The sequence below is a fragment of the Flavobacteriales bacterium genome, assembly GCA_016704485.1.
Lineage (GTDB): Bacteria > Bacteroidota > Bacteroidia > Flavobacteriales_F > PHOS-HE28 > PHOS-HE28.
The window spans coordinates 1159637-1174476 of sequence record JADJAA010000002.1 but is presented as its reverse complement, the minus strand read 5'-3'; the positions used below and the strand labels follow the sequence as shown (position 1 = coordinate 1174476).

11 protein-coding genes are annotated in these 14840 nt (G+C 49.8%); 3 read left to right on the top strand and 8 right to left on the bottom strand.

Features of this window, described 5'->3' with window-relative positions; genetic code table 11:
• Window positions 1–38: 38 nt before the first annotated feature.
• From IPF95_16145 to IPF95_16115, 7 genes are all read right to left on the bottom strand, one after another.
• The gene (locus IPF95_16145; GenBank protein ID MBK6476216.1) at window positions 39–845 is read right to left on the bottom strand and encodes a 3'-5' exonuclease; all 807 of its coding nucleotides are present in this window, start codon (window positions 843–845) and stop codon (window positions 39–41) included.
• Window positions 846–924: 79 nt separating this feature from the next.
• A complete protein-coding gene (locus IPF95_16140) occupies window positions 925–3171 on the bottom strand; it encodes a PD40 domain-containing protein (GenBank protein MBK6476215.1) in 2247 nt (748 codons plus the stop codon).
• Between the two features lie 72 nt (window positions 3172–3243).
• The gene (locus IPF95_16135; protein MBK6476214.1) at window positions 3244–4581 is read right to left on the bottom strand and encodes a 2-oxo acid dehydrogenase subunit E2; all 1338 of its coding nucleotides are present in this window, start codon (window positions 4579–4581) and stop codon (window positions 3244–3246) included.
• A gap of 64 nt (window positions 4582–4645) precedes the next feature.
• On the bottom strand, window positions 4646–6562 hold the full coding sequence (locus IPF95_16130) for a glycosyltransferase (GenBank protein ID MBK6476213.1): 1917 nt from the start codon (window positions 6560–6562) through the stop codon (window positions 4646–4648).
• Window positions 6563–6608: 46 nt separating this feature from the next.
• Window positions 6609–7229: a recombination protein RecR gene (gene recR / locus IPF95_16125; GenBank protein ID MBK6476212.1), complete on the bottom strand. Its 621-nt coding sequence runs from the start codon at window positions 7227–7229 to the stop codon at window positions 6609–6611.
• Window positions 7230–7316: 87 nt separating this feature from the next.
• Complete coding sequence (locus IPF95_16120; GenBank protein ID MBK6476211.1) at window positions 7317–8183, bottom strand: OmpA family protein; 867 nt, start codon at window positions 8181–8183, stop codon at window positions 7317–7319.
• 80 nt (window positions 8184–8263) lie between these two features.
• Window positions 8264–9538 (bottom strand): DUF2029 domain-containing protein, encoded by a 1275-nt coding sequence (locus IPF95_16115; GenBank protein MBK6476210.1) that lies wholly within the window; start codon window positions 9536–9538, stop codon window positions 8264–8266.
• 157 nt (window positions 9539–9695) lie between these two features.
• Between IPF95_16115 and IPF95_16110 the strand changes: the two genes are divergently transcribed.
• The 3 genes from IPF95_16110 to IPF95_16100 all read left to right on the top strand — a co-directional run bounded on the left by IPF95_16110 (window position 9696) and on the right by IPF95_16100 (window position 14128).
• Window positions 9696–11141: a sodium:solute symporter gene (locus IPF95_16110; GenBank protein MBK6476209.1), complete on the top strand. Its 1446-nt coding sequence runs from the start codon at window positions 9696–9698 to the stop codon at window positions 11139–11141.
• 102 nt (window positions 11142–11243) lie between these two features.
• Window positions 11244–12977 (top strand): hypothetical protein, encoded by a 1734-nt coding sequence (locus tag IPF95_16105; GenBank protein ID MBK6476208.1) that lies wholly within the window; start codon window positions 11244–11246, stop codon window positions 12975–12977.
• A gap of 194 nt (window positions 12978–13171) precedes the next feature.
• Window positions 13172–14128 (top strand): hypothetical protein, encoded by a 957-nt coding sequence (locus IPF95_16100; protein MBK6476207.1) that lies wholly within the window; start codon window positions 13172–13174, stop codon window positions 14126–14128.
• Window positions 14129–14233: 105 nt separating this feature from the next.
• On the opposite strand, the gene IPF95_16095 is transcribed toward IPF95_16100, so the two are convergent.
• Complete coding sequence (locus IPF95_16095; protein ID MBK6476206.1) at window positions 14234–14797, bottom strand: DUF4256 domain-containing protein; 564 nt, start codon at window positions 14795–14797, stop codon at window positions 14234–14236.
• Window positions 14798–14840 lie beyond the last annotated feature (43 nt).

The window sequence follows — 14840 nt, the reverse complement described above, 5'->3', positions numbered from 1 at the left end:
ATAATATGGTTCGGTGTTAACATTTAGACCGTGTCTCTTTAAGAACCAATAGCCTCCAACGTATTCTTCATGATCGTCAACGTACTGGCAGGAAGGTCCGCTTTGGTCATGAGCCATTGCATGTAACCGGGGTCGTTCTTGCCGATGTTCTCCAAGGTCCAGCCTTTGTATTTGCCGAAACTTAGGCAGATGGCGCCTTTGTCGTTGAAGGTGAGCTTGCCCGCAGCGTCCGGGCTGCGTTCGCGGTCACCGCTAAGTTTGCCTAGGAAGTCGATCGTTCCTTCCAGCTTATCCGGATAGCGTTCCAGTTGGGCCAGTAGCACATCGGCTGTGGCTTCCACATCGGCCAGTGCATCGTGGGCGCCTTCATGGTCACGGCCGGTGTAGAATTTCAGTGCAGCGCTAAGGTTGCGGGGTTCCATTTTGTGATAGATGCGTTGCACATCCACAATGCGAGAACTGGCGTGGTCCCACTCAAAGCCTACACGGTGCAGCTCCTCAGCAAGGAACGGCACATCGAACCGCAATAGGTTAAAGCCGGAAAGGTCGCAGCCCGCCAGTTCCTCGATGATGATGGGAGCAAGATCTTTAAGGGTGGAGGAGTCGGCTACGTCGGCATCGGTAATGCCGTGCACTTCGGTTGCTTCAGTCGGTATCGGCATTTCCGGATTCACCAAGGTCTGGTATTTTTCTCGTGACCCATCAGGTAAGAGCCGCATTATCCCGATCTGGATAATGCGGTCCGTGCCAATGCGCACGCCAGTGGTCTCCAGGTCGAATACGGCTAAAGGGCGTTCAAGTGTCAATTTCGTGGGTGGGGGTGTCCCGAATAGGTCTGTTGTCATGGAGCCATAAAACTAACAACGAAGAAACCCCGACCAATGGCCGGGGCTTCTTTAAGTTCTCAACGATCGTGCAATTCCTCTAGCGCGCTTTCAATTTTGCGTACTGGTATTTCTCGTACTTCTCAGTGTTCTTGTAGTCACCTGCGTATTTCGGACCGGCAACAATACTGTTCACTGCTTCCAGCTTAAGTAGGTTGGCATCCTTTCCACGTGCGGTAACTGCTTCCACCAATCGCTTACGTGCATCTTCCATACGCTGGCGGCTCAGGTTGTCGTTGGTGCCGTATGTCTTGGTAGGCACTTTGGATGCGCTGGCCTCGATCACGATCTTCGCTTCTCCGTTCTTATCGATCAACCCTACCACAACATCAACGAATTCCTTCCACCGCTTTTCGTTGTTATCAATGTCTTTGGCATTGTACTCGTAGTAGCGTGCGTATTCGTCGGCATAACCACCATCAGGGGTTACGTGTTTCGGATCGGTTTCTTTAAGCTCCTTGTCCGTCAATGCAGGCTTGGTAGGATCAGTTGGCTTGCTTGGGTCAGTTGGCTTTGTTGGGTCAGTAGGATTGGTCGGATCGCCTGGTTTTACTGGTGCGATCGGCTCACCTTTCTCCTTACCACCTGGAGGCGAACCTTTAGGAAGGTCCACAATACTTGCTGGACCGCCTAATGATACCGGGTTCAGGTAGATCTCTTTGTTGATCTCTTGATAGGAACTTTCGCACTCAACGAAGATGTCCTCGGTGTGAACAGTAACATCGTTCACACGGTAATCCAAGTTGTATTCTTTGCAAGGAGGGAGGATGGCTACATACACACCATCACGCTGGCGAGGTTTGTAGGTGCGTACATCTCCGGTCGCCTTGTCCGTTACATAGAGTATGGTACTCGGTGGCAAAGCCTCACCGGTTGCGGGTATCACGAACCCTTTCAGAACTGTTAGTCCTTCGGCCTCGAGTTCTGTTGGAAGATCCACGAAATAAATGTCCTTCTCACCATAACCACCTTCCTGGTTTGAGCTGAAGTAACCGCGCAATCCATCGGCAGTGGTAATGAAGAAGACCTCATCATCCACGGTGTTCAATGGATAGCCCAAGTTTACGGGTGGTGTCCACGTTCCATCTTCTTGTTGCTCGGTGGTGAATACATCAAAACCGCCCATGGAATTGTGGCCCACGCTGCTGAAGTACATGGTACGTCCGTTCGGGTGAATGAACACACCGTCCTCATCGTATGGGGTATTCACAACATTACCAAGGTTCTGGGACTTACTCCACAGACCATCCGGCAAACGCACTGCTCTGTAGATGTCACGGCCACCTTCTCCACCGGAACGATCGCTGATGAAATAGAAGATATTACCATCCGAAGTCAGTGTGCCGTGTGTTTCCCATGACTTTGTATTGATGTCTGAGCCCATTAGTACCGGGTCGCTCCAAACCTCACCGACAAGTTTACTTTCGTAGATATTACCATCACCGGTGTCATCGCGGTAAAGGAACAAGGTCTGTCCATCAGCCGCAACGTTCACCGATGCCAAGTGACCAGCTCCTGTTGGATTGATATTGAGCAATTCAGGTGCTTGCCACTCGCCTTCACGATCCTTGTAGCTCACATAGATATTCTCGTAAGGCAGACCAGCGATCGGATCAATGATGCTGCTATTGGAGCTATCGGGGCGAATTCGACGCGATGTGTAGAACAAAGCGTTCCCATCAACGGAAAGCACAGGGCTGAAATCCGGATGATCCGTGTTCACAACAGGACCAACGTTACTGATCAAGTATGGTTTCGGTGTTTTGGTAAGGACCCGCGCATTCGCAGTTTGCTCCAATCCACGTCTAGCAATGGTCGTTAAGGTATGCTTACCACCTGTTTCATCCAGGAACTTCTGATAGAACTGGTCGGCTTTATCATATTCCGTATTCAAGTGATATGCACGACCGAGATAATAATCCACTTCAGCAGGGCAATTGCGTTCCTTGGCATCGAACGGGTCATATCCAGCGGTATTGAAACTGCCATGGCCTCCGCTAGCATCGCGCAGCTGCGACGCCTTCTCCAAATAGGGGAGGGCCTTGTCCTGTTGGTTGTAGGACATGAAATACGAGTAGCCCAACTTGTAGTTAAGGTTACTGTTCTCTTTGTCCCCGTCCAAAAGTTGGTACCATATCTCAGCAGACTGATTGAAGAATTTCTCTTCCATCAATTTGTTACCCTCCTCGAATTTCCAATTAAAGGAATTATTCGCAGGTTGGGCTTTTAACCCCAAGGTGAGTGTACATAGGCCGATCAAACTAAGGGCCGCGTAGCCGTTCTTCATTGCAATGCGTTCAGGTGTTCCGGTGTTATGGGAAAGCGGATAAAAGTAGAATTTTCCGGGATCTAATGGTCACTAAAAGTCACGATCCATGCTCCAAGCTTCGAGAATATCGGCAACGCGACGCACGAAACGCCCGCCCAGCGCACCATCCACGACCCTGTGATCATAACTGTGCGAGAGGAACATTTGATGTCGAATAGCGATCATATCGCCCTGTGGGGTTTCTATTACAGCAGGTTTCTTACGAATTGCACCCATTGCCATGATCGCTACTTGGGGCTGATTGATGATCGGAGTTCCCAGAACGTTGCCAAATGTGCCGACGTTCGTTACGGTGTAGGTGCCTCCGCTGATCTCGTCCGGTGTCAACTTTCCAGCGCGTGCCCGAGCCGCTAGATCGTTCACTTTTTTAGCAAGTCCGGTCAAATTATACTGATCAGCATTCTTGATGACCGGTACGATAAGGTTGCCACTGGGTAAAGCAGCGGCCATGCCGATGTTGATATCCCGTTTCCTAATGATCGTGGCTCCACTGACTTGGATATTGATCATTGGCATTTCCTTGATGGCTTGCGCCAATGCCATGATGAAGATGGGCGTGAACGTGATCTTTTCTCCCTCACGCTGCTCGAATGCCTTCTTGATGCGATCGCGCCAAAGCACCAATTCCGTTACGTCAGCCTCAACAAAACTGGTGACATGCGGGCTGGTCTGCTTGCTCTTGACCATATGATCGGCGATCATTTTTCGCATGCGGTCCATCTCGATCACTTCATCGCCATCGCCGAGTTGTAGTGTTGGTGGGCTTGGTGCAGCGGTGGACTGCGATCGTGAGCTTGGGTTGGGCGTACTAACAGGTTCCGGAGCAATTTGTGTCGCTGGGGATCCTGATGCACCACGGCCGGGTAGGTAGTTCAATATGTCCTTCTTTGTTACACGGCCACCTTCACCGGTCCCGGCAATGCTTTCCAGTTCGGTTATCCCAATGCCTTCGCTTTTTGCAATGTTGCGGACCAACGGCGAGTAGAATTTACCGCTTGGTCCAGTACGTTGTACGGTATCCATACCGGCTTCCACTGGCGCAGGCTCATTATGTGAGGTTCCATTGCTTTGTGGAGCAAGAACCGCTTTGGGTGCGGCAGCCGCAGCAACTGGTGCGCTGGCTCCAGCGGCGCCACCGATCTGCGCGATCAGCTGACCTACTTTGACAACGTCGCCTTCCTTGACCAATTGTTTTGTAAGAATCCCGGCTTCGGGCGCTGGTACTTCACTGTCCACTTTATCTGTTGCGATCTCTACAATAGGCTCATCAGCTTCCACATGTTCACCTTCTTTCTTCAGCCATTTGATGATGGTGGCTTCAGCTACGCTTTCGCCCATTTTGGGTAGGAGTATATCGATCTGGGACATGCGGTCTTATTCTCTATTGCAGGAAGTTGGTCAAAGGTAACTATAGGCGCTCAAGTGGGTACGTCTAGGATGCACCTAATTGTTCAAACCCCTCGATCACAGTGCGGAGGTCGCGTAGAACGGTGTGGTCCTTCGCATAGGTGATGTTGCTCCGGATAGCGACCAGTTCTGTTCGGTTTGCGCTTGCTACCAAAGGATCCAGTACACCCGGCAACAGCTTGGGGAGCCGCAGGGAGCTCATGCCGTTCGGTGCATACCCCACCCAACTTTTTCGATTGCGCATGATCTCCCACCAATTCCGTAGAAAGCCTACGCGGTCTTTTACCAGAAGCAGCGTGATCGGGAGCAGGGTCACGGTAACCAGGGCGATACAGACATCGGTGATCCGTTTCATGCGTTTGCCTTCGGCATTGTTTATCGCGTATTGCGGTAAGATGAATAGATCGCTTAAGCTTTCTATGCTGTTAGGGCCAATAATGAACTCGCGTGCTGGTTGTGCGATCTTGAACATGACACGCGAGCGCCTTAACTCCTCCATCAATTCAATGATGCGCCCCCATGGCAGATCTTTTGCGCAGAATACCACTTCATCGATCCCGTGTTTGCGGATCTTCCTGCGGATAGAGGTTGCCGCATCTTTCCGCAGCGCGGCTTCTACGTTCATGATCTTCTGTTTGCCCAACCCGAAATGCGTTTGCCACAAAAGGGCCAAGGCCTGTTTGGATTCATCGCGTGTGCCGATCGCGAGAACGCGTTTACGGTCCAAGGTGCGCAAACTATATGGCTTTATGCCCAGAGCATGCAATGCCACGCGTGAGATCAACAGACCGGCCAACAGGATACCAAGTACATAGGCAAAATGCATGTTCTTGTAGTAAGCTGTGCCTGTTATGCCCCATATTGCCAATGCAATGATGCTGCACGCACCGAACGCTTTGAACACGTTCCCCAAGCGCACGGGATGATCGTACCCTCCAAAGAGTGCTGCACAGATCAACCCGATCGCAGTGTATGTAGCGGATGTTAGAAGTATTTCCAACGTTGGTGCCGACCCTTTGTCGATGACATACGGTGTGAGCAGCAGAATGAAGATGATCAGCGCATCGACCATCGGCAGCAGCATTCTCCGAAGGAACCGCGCAACGATCGCTCCTGCGGCACTGAGGTAAATGCTGCCGTTGATCAATAGACTGAGTAAATTCGTTCGCCTACGCGTAAAGTGCTTCTGTGCGAAAATGGCCATGGCATTGTAGAACACGAATACATAGTTCACACTGCTCTTTTTCGTGCTCTCGCCTTTGTAGTGGATTATGCGCGCTTCCGGAAAGTACCAGTTCTCATAACCACTCAATGTAATGCGATAGCTGAGGTCGATATCCTCGCCGTACATGAAGAAGCTTTCATCCAACAAGCCAACCTCATCCAATGTTTTCTTACGGAGGAACATGCATGCACCGGAAAGGATCTCAATGGGAGCGGTCTCGTTCTCCGCCAAATGGCCCAAGTGATATCTGCCGAATATGCGTGAACGCGGGAACAACCGGGTTATTCCGATGATCTTGAAGAAAGCCACCGCCGGGGTGGGCAACCCACGTTTGCTTTCCGGTAGGAAGTTTCCCCGGCCATCGATCATTTTAACGCCAAGACCACCGGCCTTCGGATGTGCATCCATGAAGTCGATGACCTTGCGGAACACATCTTCCCCAACAACCGTATCAGGGTTCAATAGCACGGCATAGTCTGCATTGCTGGCCCGGATAGCTTGGTTATTCGCTCTGCTGAAACCGACATTCTCCGTATTTGCGATCAATTTCACATCCGGGAACTTCGAACGTACCATTTCCACGCTACCATCCGTACTCTGGTTGTCCACTACATACACTTCGCCATCGACTCCTTGAAGAGCCTGTTCCACAGTGCGCAGGCATTGCTCCAAGTAAGCACGCACATTGTAGTTGACGATGATGACGGATAGTTTCATGCGGGGTCAGGTTCACTGGAACGACCTCGGAAAATTGTTGGTCAACTTATTTCGATCGAACACTTTGCTCATATGGTTTACGATCGGCAATACTACGGCCCAGCGTTAACTCATCCGCTTGGTCCAGGTCGCCTCCTACACTTATACCTCGTGCAATGGTACTTACTTGAATGTTCGTTTCGGAAAGCCTACGGTTCAGATAGAAGGCCGTGGTGTCTCCTTCAAGCGTTGCTCCTAATGCCAGGATGACCTCGTTCACTTCCTTGCCGGATACGCGGTCCAAAAGCTGGGCGGTGTTGAGGTCGTCCGGACCAACGCCGTCCATTGGACTTATAACACCTCCGAGTACATGGTAAAGCCCTTTGAATTGACGTGTGTTCTCAATAGCGATCACATCGCGGATATCCTCAACCACGCAGATCAATGCCCCATCGCGTGAAGGGTCCTTGCAGATCGCACACTTGGTGGAATCACTGATATTGCAGCAGACCTCGCAATAGCGGACCTGTTCCCGCATCTCCTTGATCGCATCGCTGAAACGCGCTACTTCCTGTGGTTCCCGCCGCAACAGGTCAAGGGCTAGTCGCATTGCCGTGCGCCTTCCAATACCGGGCAATGTGGCCAACTGATCCACAGCATTTTCCAGAAGTCTTGATGATAGGGACATCGGCGCAAAAGTAAACGGCTTGCACTAGTGATCAGGTGGGTCACATTTCAAACTCACTGATATTACGGTCAAACCGTGCGAATAGGTCTATTTTCCGGCATCCTCCGCCTCCTTCATACCTTCTTCGATCATGTCGTAGAACTGATCGAGCTTAGGAAGGATAACAATGCGCGTACGCCGATTCGTCGACTTGTTCTCTGGCGTGTCGTTCGCAACCAACGGTACGAATTCGCTACGACCACCTGCGGTCATACGGCCTGGAGCTACTTGGAAATCATTCTGCAATACACGTACGATCGCCGTAGCACGCAATACGCTCAGGTCCCAGTTATCGCCGATGCACGGTTTGCTCACCGGTACATTATCGGTATGGCCTTCGACCAACACATCCATGTCCGGTTTGTTGTTCACCACTTTGGCAACCTTGCCCAACACGGCAACGGCTTGATCGGAAACCACATAACTGCCGCTCTTGAACAAGAGCTTATCGCTAAGGCTGATGAACACAACGCCTTTCTCTACGTTGATCTCCACGTCCGTATCATCCATATTACCAAGTACACCCTTGAGGCTAGTTACAAGCGCAATGGTTACGCTATCCTTCCGTGTAAGCGCATCGTGCAGGGTCTTGATCTGCAGGTCTTTTTCGCGAATGCTTTCCAAGGAACGTTCCAAATTCTCGGATTCCTTCGCGCTCAGCGTAACCATGTTGCCTACGTTGTTCAACAAGGCCGCATTCGTAGTACTCAACTCGGCTACTTGGCTTTTTAGTTGCTCATTAGTTGCTTCCAAGCTTGCCTTTGCACTATTGCAACGGTTCAGATCCGCTTCGAGAACGGCCATATCCGCTGTCATCTTGTCGGCGGAGCCTTGAAGCATAACGAACTTCTTTTTGGACACACAGGAAGAGAGGATAAGAACGGCGCTTAATGCAAGAAGGGTAGGGCGTTTCATGGAAATTTGGTCTATTGAGTTCGCGAAGATATACCGTGACCACATAGGGTCGTTATTATTCGATCATGATGTTGGTCAGTTCAGCCTTTGTCGGTTATCGCGGATGTTGTAATTGAACCTGTTACCTGCGGGCGATGTGTTGCAAGCAGAACTACCAAGAACAGCATACCATAGGTCAATGTTTTGTAATGGTCATAGAAATTCCGGAATTCACCGAGCAAGAAATGGCTGTTCAGCAGAAAGAAGACAAGTACCGCCAAGAAGATGATCCTGAACCGATGCGATCGCCAATTTTCAAATGCCCTCACTGTATATGCATTTGTGTAGTGGTATACCAAATAGGCAATTGCTGGTAACGCGAAGAAAAACCCATAATGCTGTTGGTGTGGGAATATCAATGGGATGATCAGGTAGATGTAGCTCATTTCATAGAACTTCTGCAACCGATCGGTGGGTCGCTGAAAGGGAAGCGAACGAATGATATACAATGTGCCAAGTACGAGGAGCAGCCGAACTATGTTGATCACCAAGCTCAGTGTATGCTTGCTCACATTCGCAATGTTCCGGGGTAGGTCCGTTCGGTAAGCAGCTCCTGCATCCTTCACCAGTAGCACGGAAAGGAAGGTGGTAATGGAATGGAATGTTGTCTCGTCCACATCCATTACGTGTTCGCTGTTCATGGGGTTCACCAAGGCCCACCGTTCTTCCAGAAGAATCGTGTTCTGTTCAAGACCGATCACAGCAGCTGGAACAATTAGTATCAAGCCAGTAAAGACCAACGCACTTAAAGCTCCTTTGAAATAATGACGATAGACCAAATACGGCACCAATACAAGCGGCATGATCTTCACGCTGATACCCATGGCCAGCAGAAAGCCTCCTTTCAGTGGTTCTTCTTGGTCAATGCGATGCATGCCTTCCAAACACAAGTAGAGTAGGAAGATGGTCATTTGGCCCAGGTGGATATTCCGGTGCCACAAGCTGAATGCGATCGCGCAGGTAAGGATGGTAAATACCTTCAGTGCTTTCGGGCTGAATGTTTCCAGCGGAAGTTGAAATTTGATCGACTGCCAGATCCGAAGCGTTAGCAGCACATTCAATCCTAGCCAGATCACCGTTGCCCAATACACCGGCAAGTAGGTGAGCGGATAAATGAGCAAAGCGAAGAACGCGTCGTAGTAATAGTGGTACCACTCGTGGTACTTGATCTGGTAAATGTTCTCGCCTTTCAACAGGTCTTGCGATGCTTGTAGGAATATCTCGAAGTCGCCTATGGTATGGGCCTCGATCAGCACCAAGGCCAGTAGGACCAAGCCAATGCCCAGCGTATATTTATGTGTACGGAGAAAGTCCATCACTCACGTGCTTGATCAGCTCGTTCTGCCCAACATAGATACTAGAAGTTGGTCGATCACGCACAATCGGAACCGGATCGAACCGCTCACAATGCATAATTGACAACTCATGCGCGACAAGCGATGATCGGAACCGCGCAACCCGTTCATTTGTTGCATGAACCCAACCCTGATCCTGATCACGATCACTGCCTACTTCGCAATGCTCTACGGCATTTCGGTCGTTACATCGCGCGGCGCCGGCAACGAAGCATTCTTTGTTGGCGAACGAAAAAGTCCGTGGTACATCGTCGCATTCGGGATGATCGGTGCTTCGTTGAGCGGGGTTACGTTCATCAGCGTGCCTGGCATGGTGGGGGCCGATAAGTTCAGTTACCTACAAATGGTCCTGGGTTATTTACCGGGCTACGCCGTGATCGCTTTCGTGTTGCTGCCGTTGTACTATCGGTTGCAGCTGACGTCGATCTATGGGTATCTAGGTGATCGATTCGGTCGGAATAGTTACCTCACTGGTGCCTGGTTCTTTCTCTTGAGCCGTTCGTTGGGCAGTGCAGCACGCTTGTATTTGGTGGCCGAGGTGTTGCAATTCTTGGTCTTTAAGCAAATGGGCGTTCCTTTTGTGGTAACGGTGGTGGTTACCATCGCCTTGATCTGGGTGTATACACGCAAAGGCGGTATTCGCACGATCATTTGGACCGATACGTTTCAGACCTTGTTCATGCTGGTTGCAGTGGGACTGACCGTTGTGTTGCTCGGTCAAAAATTGGGTTGGAGCATTGGTGAGTTGATCACGCAAGTGCATGAAAGCCCATTATCACGTGTATTCTTTTTCGATGACCCCAAACCGGGTACTTACTTCTGGAAACAGTTCCTAGGCGGCATGTTCATCGCCATTGCTATGACAGGGCTCGATCAGGACATGATGCAAAAGAACCTGAGCTGTCGCAACATCGGTGAAGCGCAGAAGAACATGGTGAGCTTCAGCCTTGTCCTGGTCTTCGTTAACTTGGTTTTTCTTTCGCTTGGCGCTTTGCTTTTCTTGTATGTTGAACGCTTCGGCGTTGAAATGCCATTGAAGCCAGACCAGTTGTATCCGATGCTAGCCACCGACGGCAGCCTACCTGTGGTCGTTGGGCTCTTGTTCATTCTCGGGTTGATCGCCGCAGCCTATTCCAGTGCAGATAGCGCCTTGACCGCACTGACCACCAGCGTTTGTGTAGATGTCCTTGAAATTGAAAAGCGCCCCGAAGCGGAACGCGTGCCATTACGCATTCGTGTCCACGTGATCATGAGCATTGTTATGGTGATCCTGATCCTGCTCTTCAAAGTGTGGAACGATGATAGTGTGATCAAAACGGTCTTCCGCGTTGCGGGTTACACTTATGGGCCGTTGCTCGGTCTTTTCGCTTTCGGAATGCTTACGAAAACCGCCGTTCATGATCGGTGGGTTCCGCTTATCGCTGTGTTATCTCCTATAATCACCTTTGTGTTGGATACGTATAGCATACAACTATTCGGTGGCTACAAATTCGGGTTCGAATTGCTGCTGGTGAATGGAGCGATCACGATGGTTGGGTTGGCGTTGTTGAGTAGGAGGGGGTGAATGCTGATTGCGTTCACTTTGCATTGACCGGTTAATAAATTGATCGTTGTTGGATATGCCGAACAGTCCTTTGCTTTACTTTAGTTTCAAATTGACATGCAGATGAATTACCGCGCCGTGCTTTTTGGATCGTGCCTATCTGTTGTGTCGAGCCACGCACAATGGACCAATGATGCGTACGAAAACACAACCGTGCGGGATGGAATTGGCGTAACCGCGCTGCGCCCCGTTATGTGCAATGGACCGGCGGGTAGCACCTACATTGCTTGGTATGAACAGGTGGATACACTTTATGAAGTGCGCATGCAGCGCATTGATGCTGCGGGCTTTGCAATGTGGGATGTGGAAGGAGTGATCGTTAGCCCGAATGCAGCTTTCGCAATTCTTTCAGGTTGGAATCCGAAGATGTTTCCGATGGGGTTGATCATCGATCATGACGGAAATGCGATCCTTGGCTTTTCTGATAAGCGCACTGGTGTTATTACTGCTAGCTTCTATAAGCTCGATAGCGCCGGAGTGTCTGTTTGGGATGAAAACGGTATAGTGGCTGGTGATAGTTTAGGGGTTGCTCAACAGACGGTAAGTATGGATGTGTATGATGATAACTCCGTCGTTGCAACATGGAATAGTGAATATGGAAGCGTTTATTACAACAAATTCCATAGTGATGGGGAGACATTTTGGCAAGTGCCACTCGAGATCCCGGTCGTAGTTATTTCGCAGCCTTTTGTCAGTATAGGTAAGAGGCCATTGTTGCCCAAACCCATTGTTCAACAAGATGGTGGTTTCTTAGTGCAACTCTTAGAGCATGAATCCGGAAATGAAGGTTCTGCATATGTCAGTAACTACAGACTTAAGGTTGCTCGTATCAATCAGAACGGAACATTCTTAGGACTGGATCAGTTTGTTGCCAATAATGTTGAACATGCGTACATGAAGCCAGCGGTGGCAGATGGCTTGGGTGGATTCTACATAGCTCATCGTGGCTACTGGCATGATCCTTTATTTGATGGTAAATTACGATTACAACACTATCGGTCAGACGGTACCACATGGGGTGCAAATGGAATAATTGTGGCACCATTAATTGGAGTTGGGAGTGATTGTGAGATCTCATTACTTCCAAATGGTAATGGTGTTATTGTGGGTGCCAACGTGGATATTGTCTTTATCCAGGGCGGAGAAGAGAACTTGATGCCACCAAGTCATTTACAGGTAGTCGTACAGCGTGTTGATACAGCTGGCGTATTGCAGTGGGCTGAAAATGGAACCTTAATAGCAGATAACGCAAATTGTGATTTTATCGGCCTGACTGCAACCGATGATGGCTCAGTTTTCACATACATCCAAGACAGTCTGATCAAAGCAACTCACATTGGATTTGATGGCGAATTCCTCTGGGAGCCGAACATTGGAACGGTCTGCTCACGTTCAGGTCTTAAAAGCAACGGATCCACCAGTGCAGTACACGATGGGAACATGGTCGTGGCATGGCAAGATGATCGAATAAATTCAGGGGTTTACGCACAGCGTATTCCCATTGAGAACGGACCGGATATCCCGACAGCCACAAGCTCGGTCAGCATTGACAATTCATCGTTATCCATTCGGCCGTTCCAGAACAATGACCAATTGTGGTTGGCAACAAGTAATACCTCTTCAGGGCTAGGCATGATACGAGTATTGGATACCGCTGGAAGGACATTGCATGTTCAAAATGCTTACATCGCAAGTGGTACGAACCAGATCCTGGTTAATACTCATGTAGAAGGAGCTGTGATCGTTGAGCTATCATTGAATGGCGATGCGAAACGTGCAATGACTGTGGTGCATTGATATACGTTTCGGTGTGTTGAATTCGGATTCGAATTGCTGCTGGTGTACGGCGCGATCACGATGGTTGGTTTGGCGTTGTTGAGTAGGAAGGGAGTGATCCACTATTCTTTTTTTGGTCTCTACCCAACCTAAGGTCCCGCTGTTCCGTGTATAGGGTTGAACGTCTTTTAAATTCACCTTGATCAAAGAACATCATGAAGATCCCCAAAGAAGTATTTTTCGTGTTAGCGGCAATTACAGTGATCAGCAGCTGTAAGAAAGATGAGCATTATGGATCAGGTCCGACACCAACAGCACCAGTCGAGAATCCACTGAAGCAAGTATTTGCGCAGAACCTTGTTAACGCCATGCAGCAGTTCACGGTGAATGCTACTACCGGCGGAAGTATTCAAGGACAGGATGGCGTGTACATGTACTTCGGTCCGAATGCTTTTCGCACTCAAAGTGGTAGCTTGGTTGCGGGCAGCGTGGATCTTGAACTCGTTGAAGCGTTGACCGTTGGCGACATGCTCTGGTTGAACAAACAAACGCTAGGTAACGACAACGGCCAACTGCGTCCGTTGGTGAGTGGTGGACAGTTCTTCATTAGTGCAGAGCAGGGTGGTCAACCCCTGAAGCTCGCGCCAGGTGCCAGCTACGTTAACGTGCCTACACCATCTTTTGCTGATCCGAACATGGCGGTATTCAGCGGGGAAGTGGATGAAGATGGTGAGATCATTTGGGATCCATGGAATACGAACCCGATCTTGAATGCAGCAGGCGAGGACACCTCGGGTTATAATTTCCCGAACGATTCGCTGGGCTGGATCAATTGTGATTACTTCTCACCTATAGCACCATCGACCGATGTGCAGGTTACTTGCCCTTTCGGAAATGACCATGAGAACACGTTTGTTTGGTTGGTCTTTACTGATCAGAACTCGATGACCGGTGTACATGGTGGAGCGGACAATGTCTTCTCGATCGGTCCGGTCTATGATGTGCCACTAGGGATGAACATAACCGTGGTAGCATTATCGAAGATCAATGGCGAATATGCATCCTCGTTCACAACGACCGTTGTTACACAGGATCTGAATGTGCCGATCTCACTACAACCAACAACGTTGGCTCAATTCGGAATTGATGCGGGGCTTTGTGATCAGCACTGATCGTAGCCTATGAACTGTGCTAGGGTTGGTTCTGGTTGAATAAGAAAAGGTGGACTCGGACGGTCCACCTTTTTCTTTGGAATTAGCTGTTTCTTGATTCGATTCTCAGACCCGCAAGACACCGCGGAATCCACGTGCACCATAGTACGACTCAGCTCCGTTGTGGTAAACGAAGACAGTTCCGAAACGATAGTCACCGAAGATGGCGCCACCTAAAGTTCTGATCTTCTCTGGCGTCCTCAGCCAGCTCGATGTTTTTTGATCGAATGGTCCAAGCTTCTGTAGATCGCGGTATTCTTCTTCGGTCAACAGCTCAACACCGATCTCGGAGGCCATGTCCACTGCAGTATTCTTCGGCTTGTGTTCCTTCCGCGATTCCCATGCGGCACGGTCGTAGCAAATGCTTCGGCGTTCCTTTGGACTTTCAGGTGCGCAATCCATGAAGATGAATGCGTTGGTCTTTTTATCCTGCCCGACCACATCCGGCTCACCACCGGTTGCTTCCATTTCACTAAGCGACCATAATTTTTCCGGATTCATTTCCAGCTTGATTTGCACGGTGGTCCAATCCACTCCTTTGTGGCGGTTCATGTGCTTATCGAAACGGGTTTTGAGTGTCTTTAGCAGTTCGTTGGTCTCTGCGGCGGGTAGCGATCTTTTTGGTGGCATTGTGGGATGTTCAGAGCAATATATGGATCAGAGGGTAGGGACC

Bases quoted from the DNA above. Each gene is read 5' to 3' on its own strand.
- IPF95_16145 (MBK6476216.1), bottom strand. From the start codon at position 845: ATGACAACAGACCTATTCGGGACACCCCCACCCACGAAATTGACACTT.
- IPF95_16105 (MBK6476208.1), top strand. From the start codon at position 11,244: ATGAATTACCGCGCCGTGCTTTTTGGATCGTGCCTATCTGTTGTGTCG.
- IPF95_16095 (MBK6476206.1), bottom strand. From the start codon at position 14,797: ATGCCACCAAAAAGATCGCTACCCGCCGCAGAGACCAACGAACTGCTA.
- IPF95_16135 (MBK6476214.1), bottom strand. From the start codon at position 4,581: ATGTCCCAGATCGATATACTCCTACCCAAAATGGGCGAAAGCGTAGCT.
- recR (MBK6476212.1), bottom strand. From the start codon at position 7,229: ATGTCCCTATCATCAAGACTTCTGGAAAATGCTGTGGATCAGTTGGCC.
- IPF95_16140 (MBK6476215.1), bottom strand. From the start codon at position 3,171: ATGAAGAACGGCTACGCGGCCCTTAGTTTGATCGGCCTATGTACACTC.
- IPF95_16130 (MBK6476213.1), bottom strand. From the start codon at position 6,562: ATGAAACTATCCGTCATCATCGTCAACTACAATGTGCGTGCTTACTTG.
- IPF95_16115 (MBK6476210.1), bottom strand. From the start codon at position 9,538: ATGGACTTTCTCCGTACACATAAATATACGCTGGGCATTGGCTTGGTC.
- IPF95_16100 (MBK6476207.1), top strand. From the start codon at position 13,172: ATGAAGATCCCCAAAGAAGTATTTTTCGTGTTAGCGGCAATTACAGTG.
- IPF95_16120 (MBK6476211.1), bottom strand. From the start codon at position 8,183: ATGAAACGCCCTACCCTTCTTGCATTAAGCGCCGTTCTTATCCTCTCT.
- IPF95_16110 (MBK6476209.1), top strand. From the start codon at position 9,696: ATGAACCCAACCCTGATCCTGATCACGATCACTGCCTACTTCGCAATG.